We start from the raw sequence: 13,869 nt of genomic DNA on the forward strand, positions 1-13,869 counted from the left end.
TTCGCCTAAATACTATCTTCTTATCAATAAGACCCACTTTTTAAGTGAGTTAGAGAATCTCTTCTGCGTAAGTTATAAAAAGGGAGAAGCAGGGAGAAGAGTTTCTCCTCTGCCTCTTTCCCCTCATCTCCTTTTAATAAGGCCACTTCCAATCACGAATTTCCAGCACATCGTCGCCGTATTTCTGAACGTAGTGCTTGTGTTCAATCAGCTTATCTTGCATCTGCTGTTTGACATAAGCAGCCTTAGATCCTAGTTTGGGGACGCGATCGATTACATCAATTACTAAATGGAAGCGATCTAAATCGTTGAGAACAACCATATCAAAGGGGGTGGTGGTAGTTCCCTCTTCCTTGTAGCCACGCACATGGATGTTTTGATGATTAGTGTGGCGGTAGGTTAGGCGATGAATCAGCCAGGGATAGCCATGAAAGGCAAAGAGAACGGGTTTGTCGGTGGTGAAAATTGTATCAAAATCTTTTTCACTCAAACCGTGGGGATGTTCGCTTTTTGGCTGAAGTGTCATCAAATCAACTACGTTCACTACCCGCACTTTTAAATCTGCGAAATGCTGGCGCAGGATGTCTACAGCCGCCAAAGTTTCTAAGGTGGGAACATCCCCAGCACAAGCCAGCACTACATCTGGATCGCCGCCTTCGTCGTTGCTTGCCCATTCCCAAATGCCGATGCCTTTGGTGCAGTGCTTAATGGCTGCATCTATGTTGAGATATTGCAATGCTGGCTGTTTTCCAGCAATGATGACGTTAACATAGTTGCGGCTTTTGAGACAATGGTCTGTTACCGACAGCAGAGTATTGGCATCGGGGGGCAAATAGACGCGAACAATCTCGGCTTTTTTGTTAAGTACATGGTCGATAAAACCGGGATCTTGGTGAGAGAAGCCGTTATGATCTTGTCGCCAAACGTGAGAGGTAAGTAAGTAATTGAGGGAAGCGATCGGTCTACGCCAAGGAATATGTCTGGTGGTTTTCAACCATTTGGCGTGTTGGTTGAACATCGAATCAATGATGTGGATGAATGCCTCGTAACAAGTGAAGAATCCGTGACGACCTGTGAGGAGGTAGCCTTCTAACCATCCTTGGCAAGAAGTTTCGCTGAGAACTTCCATCACCCGACCATCGGGGGAAAGGTGGTCATCTTCGGGGTAAATCTCCGCTTCCCAAACCCGGTCTGTAACTTCTAACACAGGGTCTAAGCGATTCGATGCTAATTCGTCGGGGGCGAAGACGCGGAAATTGCGACTTTCTTGGTTAAGTCGCATGATATCCCGCAGGAATTTGCCAGTAACTTTGGTAGCTTCTGCGATCGCCTTCCCTGGTTCAGCAACATCTACAGCATAGTCTTGAAAATCGGGCATTTTCAGGTCGCACAGCAGAATACCGCCGTTAGCGTGGGGATTGTCACCCATGCGTCGATGCTTTTTGGGGGCTAGTTCTGCTAGTTCGGGAATCAGTGTGCCGTTAGCGTCGAAGAGTTCTTCTGGTTTGTAACTCTTCATCCAATCTTCTAGGAGTCTCAGGTGGTCTGGCTGTTTGGCGATGTTGCCAAAGGGAACTTGATGCGATCGCCAAGAACCCTCGGTTTTTTTACCATCCACTTCTTTAGGCCCTGTCCAACCTTTGGGGGTTCGCATGACAATCATCGGCCACTGAGGACGTTCAGTGAAACCATGTACACGAGCTTCCCTTTGGATACTTTGAATTTCGGCGATCGCTGTTTCTAGAGTCGCCGCCATCTGCTGGTGAACATCTGCGGGATCGTCACCTTCAACAAAGTATGGTTTGTAGCCGTAGCCTACAAATAAACTCTCCAACTCATCATGGCTAATCCGTGCCAATGTCGTTGGGTTAGCAATTTTATACCCATTTAGGTGCAGAATCGGCAGTACAGCACCATCACGAACAGGGTTAAGAAACTTGTTGGAATGCCAGCTAGTTGCTAAAGCACCTGTTTCGGCTTCACCGTCACCGACAACAGCAGCAACGATTAAGTCAGGGTTATCAAAGGCAGCGCCGAAAGCGTGGACGAGGGCATAACCTAATTCCCCGCCTTCGTGGATCGAACCAGGGGTTTCGGGTGCAACGTGGCTGGGAATACCACCGGGAAAAGAGAACTGTTTAAAAAGTTTCTTCATTCCCTCAGCATCCTGAGAGATGTTGTGGTAATATTCGGTGTAAGTGCCTTCTAGATAAGTGTTGGCTACCAGTCCAGGGCCTCCATGACCCGGGCCAGCAATGTAGATTGTGTTTAGGTCATATTTTTTAATGAGCCGATTCAGGTGAACATAGATAAAGTTCAGCCCTGGCGTTGTTCCCCAATGCCCCAAAAGTCTGGGTTTGACGTGTTCCAGCTTTAGGGGTTCTCTTAGTAGCGGATTGTCGAGTAGATATATTTGCCCAACGGAAAGATAGTTAGCTGCACGCCAGTAGGCGTTTATCTTACGTAATTCTTCATCTGTTAAAGGCTTTGTTTGTGGAGTCGTTGCTAATGTCATTTTCGACACTCCATTACAAAAGGATGTTGGCGAACTCATTCAGTAAGCAATTATACTTGGTTTCAAAATTATTGCCATCTATCCATGATAAATTTTTCCAGCCTTCGACTCGGATTCAAATCAGCTAAATAAACATCTCCTCGCATCAAACTGCGTCCTCTTGTTGAAGTTGAGAGAGATAATCAGATAAATAAACTATGTACTCTAATTTTCTCATGCTTCAAGCTTTGCTTTTCCTTCAACTATCCAGTACAGCAAAACTAGCTAGAGGCAGATCAAGAAATAACCTAATTATTAATTTCCAATAACCCAGGCGGTGGCGTGATTTCAATGCGATTAGATTTCAAGTCTACTACTGGGGCGATCGCTTCCACAAATGGAATCAAAACAGTCTTTTGCTTTTTGTCAGTAGTAAATGATTCATGCAACTTGACTTCTAACAAATCATTGCCGGCGGGGATAATGTCTACCACCGTACCCACGAGTTCGCCAGATGCTTGCATGAAGACTTCCAAGCCAATCAAATCGAGGACATGATATTCATCTTCGCCTAATTGGGGGCGATCGCTAGCTGGCACCATTAACGTACAACCGCGCAACGCCTCCGCCTGATCGCAATTTTCCACACCAGCTAATTTAATCACATACAAGTTTTTGTTACTGATATAACGTCCTGTCAATAATTCCATTGGTTGTGGTTCCGTGTCACCAGAACGCAACAACCAACGTTTTCCCGGCACCTCAAATCTTTCGGGAAAGTCTGATACAGGATAAACCCGTAATTCTCCCGACAATCCTTGAGGGGAAACAATTTTACCAATTTCTAGCCAATTATCAAGACTGGGGATTGGGGATTGGGGATTGGGGATTGGGGATTGGGCATTTTTAGTTTTTGAATTTCCTTCTACTCTTTTGCCCCTCTGCTTCTGCGCCCCTCTGCTTCTGTGCCCCTCTGCTTCTGTGCTTCCAATCTCTTTGTTAGCTTCTTCGTGTTTCATTTCCATTTTTCCTACTACGCACTTACAGCCGCACGCTTATAAGCTTCTTCAGCCACTTTTGCTAAACGTTGCATCGCAGTGACAATTTCCTCATTGCTACCGGTGAGGCTGATGCGGAAACATTGGTGTTTATGCGCCCACTCTTCTTCTAAACCAGGGAAGAAGCTACTTCCAGGGACAATAATCACACCTACTTGCTTGAGTTGCTGGTAAAATTCCCAGTCAGTGATGGGTAAATCCTCTAACCACAACCACGCAAAAATTGCTCCTTCACCGCGATGGAGATACCAAGGTAAATTCTTGGGCATCGCTTCTTCTAAGCTGGTTTCTAAAACGGTAAACTTATTTTGGTAAAAGGGACGGATGACAGTGTGAGAAATTTCCACTAAGGCACCAGAATTGATTGCATAAGCTGCGATCGCTTGGCCGTAACGTGAAGAATGGAGACTCATGTTTGCCTGAAAACACTCCAGCACTTCAATCCACCTTTCATCCCCAATGGCTATACCAATTCTTTCTCCCGGTAATCCGGCTTTTGATAAACTCATGCAGTGGAGGATATTATCACCAAACACTGGGGTCATATCGGTAAAATTTAATGCTGGGAAGGGAGGCGCATAAGCGGAGTCAATTAAAACTGGCAGATTATAAGGCGCAGCTAGGGCAGCAATCTTTTTCACCTCATCATCGGTGAGGACGTTACCAGTAGGATTACAGGGGCGAGAGAAGAGAACGCAACCAGTGTTTTCTGTAATTGACAGTTGGCTGAAGTCGGGGCGATATTTAAATCGGTGGGCGGCTGCATCGATATCAAGAGTCGGTTTGTAGGCGATTAGGGCTTTTGGAACTAAGCAGATACCGCCATAACCTGTGTAGTCAGGACTCAGGGGTAAAACGATTTGTTTTAACTCGCCACTGGGGGTGTAGCCACCGAAGCTATTGACAGCGTAGAAGTAGAGGCTTTGACTACCGGGGGTGATGAGAATATTGCGATCGCTTAAGTTTAACCCGTAGCGTTTGTTAAAATCATTAGCGATCGCTTCAATTAATGGTGCATAGCCCTGACTTGAACCGTAGCGACAAACTACTTCACCATATTCGGGACTAGCCAAAAGCTGTGCAGTGCAATCCCGCCATAATTGCTCTACCTCTGGCAAAATCAACGGATTACCAGCACTCAAATTAATAAACTGCTGCCCTGCACCCGCTCGTAATGTTTCGATAATATCCTTCATGATTGCTCTTACGCCAGTCAGGTTGGACATTTGAGCGCCAATTTGTGTTAGGGCAGGGTTCATAAGCTGTGACAAAATATAATATTAGAGGAATGGACAAATTATTTGGGGATTGCTGCTGACATCCAGTTTACATCGTTGTCAAAGCAGCTGTTACCACCTTTAACCAATCTAGCTAGAGAATGGTATTTTAACAAAGGTAATATTTATCGTTACAGGGGAGTAGGCAGTGGGGAGTAGATCAGGGACAAGAATTAATAACCAATGCCCCATACTTCGGCTACGCGGTAGTTGAATCTCGACTTCGCTCGATTACCGCGTAGTCGAAACTCAGTACAAGTGCCCAATGCCCCATACAACTCTTGGAGAGGCTGCGCGGTAGTTGAATCTCGACTTCGCTCGATTACCGCGTAGTCGAAACTCAGTACAAGTGCCCAATGCCCAATGAAAAAACTATACAGGAGCGCTGACATTGCAAGTTAAAGCAGCAGTAGCTTACAGTGCAGGTAAGCCCTTGACGATTGAAACCGTTCACCTGTCGGGGCCACAAGCCGGTGAAGTGTTAGTTGAAATTAAAGCAAGCGGGGTTTGTCATACCGACGCCTTTACCTTATCTGGTGATGATCCCGAAGGTTTGTTTCCAGCTATTTTGGGACATGAAGGTGCTGGTGTGGTAGTGGAAGTAGGCGCTGGTGTCACCAGTCTCAAACCAGGAGATCATGTAATTCCCCTCTACACTCCTGAATGTCGCCAGTGTGAATATTGTCTGAGTTTTAAAACTAATCTCTGTCAAGCCATTCGCCTAACTCAAGGACGCGGTGTTATGCCCGATGGCACCAGCCGCTTTAGTATCGATGGGCAGATGATTCATCATTACATGGGTACATCCACTTTTGCCAACTATACAGTGCTGCCAGAAATCGCCTTGGCAAAAATTCGGGAAGATGCCCCCTTTGATAAGGTTTGTTACATTGGCTGCGGTGTGACTACTGGTATTGGTGCAGTCATCAATACTGCCAAAGTGGAACCTGGGGCAAATGTCGTAGTTTTTGGTTTGGGGGGTATTGGTTTAAATGTCATCCAAGGGGCGCGGATGGTAGGGGCAAATATGATTGTCGGGGTAGATATTAATCCCAACAAACGCGCCTTGGCAGAAAAGTTTGGGATGACGCACTTTGTCAATCCTCAAGAAGTAGAAGGTGATTTAGTTCCCTATCTGGTTGATTTAACAAGAGGCGGTGCTGATTACAGCTTTGAATGTATCGGTAATGTAAAATTGATGCGTCAAGCATTAGAATGCTGCCACAAAGGTTGGGGTGTCAGTGTGATTATTGGTGTTGCGGGTGCTGGACAGGAAATCAGTACTCGTCCTTTTCAACTAGTAACTGGGCGCGTTTGGAAAGGTTCAGCATTTGGTGGTGCTAGAGGACGTACAGATGTGCCAAAAATTGTTGATTGGTATATGGAAGGTAAGATAAATATTGATGATTTGATTACCCATGTAATGCCCATTGAGCAAATTAATGATGCTTTTGAGTTGATGCATAAAGGTGAATCAATTCGCAGTGTGGTGACTTTCTAATTCTTAATTTTTAATTCGTAATTAAAAAGGCTTTGTACCTGATGCTTGTGCAGACAGTCTTGTTTCAAATAAGGTTTAAATATCTATCTGAAAAATAATTATGAATTATGAATTTTAAAATTATGCAAACTCTACAAACCTGAAAAACGACAAAAAACCTGATGCAAAACTTCTATGAAGCAGACTTCTACAGTTGGACTCAAGAACAGGCTAACCTTTTGCGTCATCACCAATGGAACCAACTTGACTTGCCCAATTTAATTGAGGAAATTGAATCTTTGGGAAGAAAGGAACGCCAAGAATTGAGAAATCGTCTTAGTATTTTAATTGGACATTTGCTCAAATGGGAATATCAACCAAAGCAACGCAGTCGTAGCTGGTTAGCGACAATTAGAGTACAACGACGGGAAATTCTCAAGTTGTTGAACGAAAATCCTAGCCTGAAGCCTTATCTTGAAGAAGCACTCCAGGAATCTTATGAAAATGCTAGGGATTTAGCGTCAGGAGAAACAAATCTGCCACTCTCAACTTTTGCCAACCAATGTTTATATGCTTTTGAGGAAATTTTGAGCGATCGCTTTTATCCGGGTGAGTCTGCCACAAATGATTTAATGGAATAAAAGCGATGTCTCCGATGGTCACTGAGCCCTTCGACAAGCTCAGGGTAACACTTGCCGAAGTGCGGGCTACGCTTACGCATTCATGATAAAGTATCGATCAATCTCTGCTGTCAGTATTTCAAAGTCTACAGGCTTGGTCAAGTGGCATTTGAAACCAGCCTGAAGCGCAAGCTGTCGATCCTCCTGGCTACCATAGCCGGTGAGGGCAATCAGAATTGAGCGACTAAATTTAGAATCTTTACTTAGCTCCTGTGCAACGGCAAATCCATCCATTTCGGGAAGTCCGATGTCACAAATAATCACATGAGGTTCAAGCTTCCTGGCAATTTCTACCCCTAAAATTCCATTCTTGGCAATGGAAACCTCATGTCCAAAATACTCAAGTACTGCTTGTAATGATACGGCTGAATCCTCGTTATCTTCGATGACTAAAATCTTCAACGATTTTTTAGCCGCCTCTGTAATCTCCAAATCGTTGTCGAAGGCTGTAACCTCTTCGCATACCGGGAGAGTGACTTTGAATTCTGCTCCCAAATTGATCCCTCTACTTGAGGCTTCAACATTACCACCATGAAGTTCCACAAGACTTTTGACTACTGAGAGTCCCAAACCTAGACCACCTCTTGAACGGTCTAAACTGCGATCGCTCTGGGTAAATGGCTCGAAGAGTTCTGGTAATATTGTCGGATCTATCCCTATACCTGTGTCTCTTACGGATAAGACCGCCACACTACCTGAGCCATTTTCACCTACAATCGCTGAGAGATCCACCCAAATCATCCCACCTGGTTTGGAAAACTTTAAGGCGTTATCAAGAAGGTTCCCCAGAACTTGGAAGAAGCGGGTAGAGTCAACATAAGCCCACACGGGACTGTTTGGCAGGTCTTGGATGACGGTTAGGTTCAATTTCTCTATTGCTTGTGCATGGTTATTAAGACTCTGGCGAACCAAATCTACTACATTAAACTTTTCGAGGTTTAATGAAACCTTCCCGTAGGTGATGGATGATATGTCGAGTAGCTCATCGATCAATTTCGAGAGATGCTTAATCTGGTGTTGCATCATTAAAACTGTTTCCCCGACTGCGCCAGTCTCGCCCAACTTCAACTTGAGAAGTTGAACCCCGTTGGAGATAGGGGCAACGGGATTCCTCAACTCGTGAGCTAACATGGCAATAAATTTGTCTTTCAGGGCGTTTTGGTTTGTCAGTTTTTGGAAAAGTTGCACATTTGCGATCGCAACTGCGGTAGTATCTGTCAAAATCTCCAGCAGTCCGATCTCTTGGGGCGTTGCTTGGTGTACTGTACTCCAGTAGGCTCCAATCGCACCCAGTGGATCAGAAACCCGGATGGGAACCATCACTAAACTCTTGACAAAAGTTACTTTATACGCATCAATAGGAATTCGTGCATCTTGGTAAATGTCCTCAATGACGGCTGCTTGTTTATTGAGCATTGCCCAACCGGAGATGCAAGACTTGAGCGGAAAACGCATACCTTTCCAAAGTGGCCCAATGGCGTTTTCATCGACATAGTGGCAACATTCACCATCCCGTAATACAAAAGTTACTCCATCAGCATTTGTGAGATCACGAGCAGCCAAGCGCACAATCTCAATAATTTCCTCAATAGTCCGCACACAAGCCAAATCTTTCACGACCGAAAGCAGCCTGTTGTAAGACGAAATGCTATAGCTATGATGTGAATTCTGTTCTTGAGAGATAGAGGTTTGTAATATATTTTTCATAAAAGACTCCGAACAAAAGGGATGTCTGGATAAAAACTCTGGTAATGCGGGTAAGTGTCTGCTGAAACTTACTCTTAAATCGTAATCTTAACTTTGATATTGAGAGTACAATCTGTTATCGCATTTTTTGTCATCCCCTTATAGTATAAATATCTTTAAGACTACTGGGTAAATATTCGTAATTAACTCTTATATACTAATGAAACTCCTGATGTTTGATGTACTGGAGTTACGTAGTAGACATCTCCGAAAAAGAATTGTTTTGACGTAGCAGTGCTACGTCTCTACAAGGGTTCTGGGTAACGCATATTTAATTTCTGGAGATGTCTAGTTAGTAAACTCGTTATTTTGCGATCGCCAAATAATACTCAAATCGCTGTCGGAGTTGTTCAACCGTTAAATTCTGAGTCCAGTATTCCACTAGGGCGTGACCAAATGCCCAGGCGTTGCGATCGGGTGAAGCGGAGTTTTCCAGCAATAGCGGCCACAGAGATAACAATTCAAAGTTGAGGGGATTATGGTTAGCTGTATTCAAGAGTGAGAAAAGCTCATATCCCATTTGAAGTTTGCCAATGACAATCGGTAACTGTTCCACGGGAATTTGCTCTGCCAGCATATATGCTAGGGCTGGTGATCCCGTTGAGAGGGTAGAAATAAACTGGAGGACGGGACTTTTGAGCAATGCCGTTAGTCCCTGTGTTGTCGCCATTTGGAAGGTGTAGTGGTCGATGATTTTGGCGGCGGCGACGATGCGGGCTTCTAGATTACGCAAAAACCGGGCGAGACGCAGTTGTTTAGTAGGTGCGATCGCATCTACTAATCCCAAGGATAGTGCCTCCACTCCCCAAGGAACTCGATTTTTTTTGCTATCACCTGTAACCACGGGTATAACTAGATTACAGAAGTTTCCCAAGAATTTGGCGCGATATTCAGTAGCTTCTCGAATGGCAACTTCTTTGGTGCGATCGCCCCATTCCCAATCATAAGGCGGTTGCCATTCGCGGATGGGACGCAGACGATCTACTTGAGTGACGATGGCGATCGCTGGTAAATCTGCAACTTCTGCTTTGATGTCTTGCAAAAAGTCCACATCCATTTGCAGAGCCGGATCTAGAGCCGGGGTAGCTAACAGCAGTAAATCTGCGTTGATGGCATAATCAAGCACCAGATTTCGGAGATCGGCACGGTTGACTTGTTCATAACCAGGTGTATCCAAAAGCGTCAGGGTTTCGCCACCTTGAGCTTGCCATTGATAATTCTGAATGCGATCAGTACTGGGTAAAACATCAACGGCTGCTAAATCTGCCTGAAATAGCGTATTAATCAGGCTACTTTTTCCCGAGCCTGTGCGCCCCACCAGCAGAATATTCACGGGTTTTTGCTCAACTACCTCCACTGGTTGAGCTTGAGTCAAGATTTCTCGGAGTGTTTGGGTTTTTGCTTTAGGTAAAGTTGGTGTAGGTGAGATTGCTGAAACTGGGGTACGTCCGTAGAGTGCGATCGCTTGTCGGCATAAGTTTCTCAGGGCAGCTTCCCGGAATAACTGACTTAAATTCCCCAATAATTGCTGAGTTGCTTGGTTACTAGAACCCTGGCTAGCTTGTTTTGCCACCGCCGCCACCGGATTTAAAACCCACTGTGCCCAGTTCCAAACCCGCCAGAATTTCCGAGCTGATGGTTCCAACTTCCGGTAGACTTCATATCCTTGGTATGCTTGTCCAACCGTTACCTGATTGAGGACTGGGGATAACTTTTGCATCCACTGATCCATATCATCCACTGTTCCGCGAATCAGCTCATAAGCTTGGGGGACGTAAATATTCAGCAGGGGATATTGAATTTGGGGATTGTAAATATGCGCGATCGCTACGACTAAATCTTGGCATCGCGTCCAAAAAGTTTGCCAATCTTCCCAAATGGGGCGATCGCTTTGTGCTACTTGCAGAATTTCTTGGAGTGCTGTTTCTGCAAGCTTTGTGGTGTCACTTCCCACGGGTACTACAGTATCTTCTGTCGTCGATTCCAATTCTTCGCGGACTTGGGCTAATACAGCTTCTACTTGGTTAACAGCAGGTTGAGTCCATTTTACCAATAGCCAACGCCAACCCACGAATAAAAGGGTAAACACACCCCAAATCCAACTAATACCCCACACGTGAATTTGCGAACCGGCGGATACCAGTAAGAAAATGATGATAAACGCGATCGGAATTGCTAAAACTACCCACTGCCAGGGTTTTAATCGCACCATTGCCACATACCTGCTTTGAAATATTAGGAAATTCGAGTTTTTGCGAAAATTACTCTTATAAAAAGTTTATCGTCTCCAATCTAGGCAGGATGTTTAGTATTCTTGGATTAATGCTAGAATCCTAATTATTAGGAATAAATATTTTATTTTGCTGTGGGCAGCTAAATAAAGAACTCAATATTTATTATCATGCTGGCATCATAATATTCTTAGAACTTCACTAAATATCAAAAATTGTAATTGAAGAAGCGCTTAAATAATTCAGTCTATAGATATATCAGTGATTATGTAAGTCGGCGAGAATAAATCAAAGTACATTAAGTAATGTAAAAAATATTGAGATTACTTTGTAGTAAGCGGCTCCAGCCCTTTGTTTGAGACGCTTGGCGTAGCAAGATCCCCGAAGGGGGTACACTACAAACCTTGAATTATTCACGCCGCTCTACTTAGAAAAATTTTTTAGTCTAATACGCTTAGAGGATGTTTGAAAAGTATTTTTGTTAACATCAAAGCCTCTCGACTTTCGGGGAGAGGTTTTTTTAGTATACTTTGCGACTTTTAAAACATCCTTTTAGATAGGTATCGTATATCTGCATAGCGATCGCTATTAGGATTCTGCAAAAAAGGAACCATTAAATACCGAAAAAGCGATTTTTACAATGAATTTGTCATTGTAGCAAATTTGGCTTTTTTGGCTAGCAACTCGCTCTATGTATACTTATGTATGTACCTTTGCCTCGTATACGGCGAGGCGTTGAGGTTGAAGTTTTGATATATACTTCTATATCTACTTTTTAACTAACAGATCCGGTCAAATTCCCGGTTTGAGGTTCAATTGTTGAACATTTTCCGAATAACAGTATTTACACGTATTTCCATAGATATAGTTGTGAATTATGCTTTACATACTAGGGGTGAAAAAAGCTTTTTTGCTTTAATACCTTCGTTAAATTATGAGGATTTACATAAGCTAAACCCAGCTAATACGGGCTTATTCTCGCATCAGTCAAAAACTGAGTGAAAAATACTGTATATTTTTTGTGGAATTAATTTATACTACCTTGCCATACAAGGCTGGTTTTGAGCTTTTGCCTAAGTTTAATCAAGCGTATGCTTGTCTGAGACTGTTTTGGTAAAAGTTAAGACTACCTCTCTTTTTGGCAAAGGTATTAAAAAAAACTGAGCCGATTTTATTCGGCAAAATTTTCCACTTTTCTTACAGATGTAGCTTGTATTAACTATGTTAAGTTCTATTTTCCAACCTCGTCAATTGGCGAATGTCTTGTTGCTTAGAAGTAATTTTATTCATAAGGAAGCAGACCAATTAGTTAAGAGAAATTTATTATGTCTTTGAATCCTATAATCACCACATATAGCCCCACAGTACTAATGAATGTACAAATACTGTTCCTCGATGCTTGTGTCAGCGACGCAGAAATTCTTCTCCAAGGAACATTACCTGGAATTGAAACTATTATTCTGTCAGCACAACGAGACGGAGTAGAGCAAATTACAGAAGTATTGAAACAACGCCAGGAAGTAGAGACAGTTCACATTATCTCTCACGGTGCGCCAGGATGTCTGTATTTAGGTAATGGTCAACTTAGCCTTGATACCTTAAAAAATTATGCGTCACAATTACAGGCTTGTTCGAGAGAAAATCTCAACTTACTTTTATACGGTTGTAATGTGGCTGCTGGTGATGCGGGAGAAGAATTTATTCACAAACTACATTCTTTAACTGGTGCTAACATTGCCGCTTCCGCCACAAAAACCGGTAATGCAGCATTAGGAGGAGATTGGAATTTAGAAGTGACTGTGGGTGAGATCATACCCCAACTCGCTTTTAGTTATCAAGCGATCGCAAATTATGCAGGTATTTTAGCCTCCACAGTAGCATTTAACATCTCATCAGTTTTTGATAGTGATATCATTGTCAACCGTACCGGAGGAGTCACCGACACCACCCAAACGGCGATTGATTTGACCAACAATGCTTTGATAACTCAGTCCTTCGCTACTTTTAGCAATAGCACTTCGGGTAATGGACTGCCAGATGACGGATTTTTTGGGGTTACTAGCTTTCATCCAGATATTCAACTCAGTTATAAAAACACTGACAACGGCAATAATGCCCGTCTAATTAAAACCTCTACTGGGACTTTTACCTTTAATGTTTCTGGTCAGTATGCTTATGTGCATCTGGCCTTAACTTCAACGGAAGGAAGCAGCGATGTCAGTTTGACTTTTAACTACAGTGATGGAACAACAGAAACCACCAGTAGCCAAACAATTCCCGACTGGTATAACGAAATTACCACCCCATCTAATACGCTCTACTATCTGAGTAATGGCTTAGACCGCAGTAAAACTGATGGAACTGGCTTCGAGGATGCGAATAACCCGGCGGTATTTGGGGTAAGGTTCTCAGCGAATGCAGCTAAAACGCTTCAAAGTATCACAGTACAGAAAACTACTTCCACAGGGTATTTAGTCTTTTTTGGTGCGACAGGAGAGTTGAATACCGCACCCGCATTAACAGGAACAGCAGCCACCCTCAGTAATGGTACAGAAGATACCGCCTACACCATCAGTGCCACTAACCTCTTACAAGGGTTCACCGATGTTGACGGTGATACCCTTTCCGTTTCTGGATTAACTGCTACCAATGGCACTCTCATCAACAATGGCAACGGAACTTACACCTTTAACCCCAATGCCAACTACAACGGTACAGTCAGCCTCAGCTACAACGTCACCGATGGCAAAGGTGGCACTACCCCTGCAACTCGCACCTTTAGCCTCGCAGCTGTTAACGACGCACCCACATTAACAGGAACAGCAGCCACCCTCAGTAATGGTACAGAAGATACCGCCTACACCATCAGTGCCACTAACCTCTTACAAGGGTTCACCGATGTT

General features: G+C 43.8%; 9 protein-coding genes. 3 read left to right on the forward strand and 6 right to left on the reverse strand.

The window, feature by feature from the left end; all coding sequences use genetic code 11:
* Positions 1–133: 133 nt before the first annotated feature.
* The 4 genes from V7K50_RS14250 to V7K50_RS14265 form a co-directional block, all read right to left on the reverse strand.
* Positions 134–2,515 carry a phosphoketolase family protein gene (locus tag V7K50_RS14250; protein WP_334960993.1) on the reverse strand — a complete coding sequence of 794 codons (2,382 nt, stop codon included), beginning with the start codon at positions 2,513–2,515 and terminating at the stop codon, positions 134–136.
* A 287-nt stretch (positions 2,516–2,802) separates the two neighbouring features.
* Positions 2,803–3,513 carry a ribosome maturation factor RimM gene (gene rimM / locus V7K50_RS14255; protein WP_334960995.1) on the reverse strand — a complete coding sequence of 237 codons (711 nt, stop codon included), beginning with the start codon at positions 3,511–3,513 and terminating at the stop codon, positions 2,803–2,805.
* 14 nt (positions 3,514–3,527) lie between these two features.
* Positions 3,528–4,811 carry a valine--pyruvate transaminase gene (locus V7K50_RS14260; protein WP_334960997.1) on the reverse strand — a complete coding sequence of 428 codons (1,284 nt, stop codon included), beginning with the start codon at positions 4,809–4,811 and terminating at the stop codon, positions 3,528–3,530.
* Between the two features lie 191 nt (positions 4,812–5,002).
* Positions 5,003–5,221, reverse strand: a complete 219-nt coding sequence (locus V7K50_RS14265; protein WP_334960999.1) for a hypothetical protein — start codon at positions 5,219–5,221, stop codon at positions 5,003–5,005.
* Here V7K50_RS14265 and V7K50_RS14270 point away from each other — a divergent pair.
* Together V7K50_RS14270 and V7K50_RS14275 are read left to right on the forward strand one after the other, a co-directional pair.
* Positions 5,221–6,330: an S-(hydroxymethyl)glutathione dehydrogenase/class III alcohol dehydrogenase gene (locus V7K50_RS14270; RefSeq protein ID WP_334961001.1), complete on the forward strand. Its 1,110-nt coding sequence runs from the start codon at positions 5,221–5,223 to the stop codon at positions 6,328–6,330. The two genes, V7K50_RS14265 and V7K50_RS14270, sit on opposite strands and share 1 nt — an antisense overlap.
* A 161-nt stretch (positions 6,331–6,491) precedes the next feature.
* Positions 6,492–6,950 (forward strand): DUF29 domain-containing protein, encoded by a 459-nt coding sequence (locus V7K50_RS14275; protein WP_334961003.1) that lies wholly within the window; start codon positions 6,492–6,494, stop codon positions 6,948–6,950.
* Positions 6,951–7,022: 72 nt separating this feature from the next.
* Here V7K50_RS14275 and V7K50_RS14280 read toward each other — a convergent pair whose 3' ends face one another.
* Together V7K50_RS14280 and V7K50_RS14285 are read right to left on the reverse strand one after the other, a co-directional pair.
* Complete coding sequence (locus V7K50_RS14280) at positions 7,023–8,696, reverse strand: hybrid sensor histidine kinase/response regulator (protein ID WP_334961005.1); 1,674 nt, start codon at positions 8,694–8,696, stop codon at positions 7,023–7,025.
* Between the two features lie 343 nt (positions 8,697–9,039).
* Positions 9,040–10,947 carry a GTPase family protein gene (locus tag V7K50_RS14285; protein ID WP_334961007.1) on the reverse strand — a complete coding sequence of 636 codons (1,908 nt, stop codon included), beginning with the start codon at positions 10,945–10,947 and terminating at the stop codon, positions 9,040–9,042.
* 1,344 nt (positions 10,948–12,291) lie between these two features.
* Here V7K50_RS14285 and V7K50_RS14290 point away from each other — a divergent pair.
* Positions 12,292–13,869 (forward strand): DUF4347 domain-containing protein (locus V7K50_RS14290; protein WP_334961009.1); only part of this gene is annotated, 1,578 nt, incomplete at its 3' end.

The sequence above is a fragment of the Nostoc sp. genome (genome assembly GCF_036917135.1).
Taxonomy (GTDB): domain Bacteria; phylum Cyanobacteriota; class Cyanobacteriia; order Cyanobacteriales; family Nostocaceae; genus Nostoc.

Bases quoted from the DNA above. Each gene is read 5' to 3' on its own strand.
- V7K50_RS14250 (WP_334960993.1), bottom strand. From the start codon at position 2,515: ATGACATTAGCAACGACTCCACAAACAAAGCCTTTAACAGATGAAGAA.
- rimM (WP_334960995.1), bottom strand. From the start codon at position 3,513: ATGAAACACGAAGAAGCTAACAAAGAGATTGGAAGCACAGAAGCAGAG.
- V7K50_RS14260 (WP_334960997.1), bottom strand. From the start codon at position 4,811: ATGAACCCTGCCCTAACACAAATTGGCGCTCAAATGTCCAACCTGACT.
- V7K50_RS14265 (WP_334960999.1), bottom strand. From the start codon at position 5,221: ATGTCAGCGCTCCTGTATAGTTTTTTCATTGGGCATTGGGCACTTGTA.
- V7K50_RS14275 (WP_334961003.1), top strand. From the start codon at position 6,492: ATGCAAAACTTCTATGAAGCAGACTTCTACAGTTGGACTCAAGAACAG.
- V7K50_RS14280 (WP_334961005.1), bottom strand. From the start codon at position 8,696: ATGAAAAATATATTACAAACCTCTATCTCTCAAGAACAGAATTCACAT.
- V7K50_RS14285 (WP_334961007.1), bottom strand. From the start codon at position 10,947: ATGGTGCGATTAAAACCCTGGCAGTGGGTAGTTTTAGCAATTCCGATC.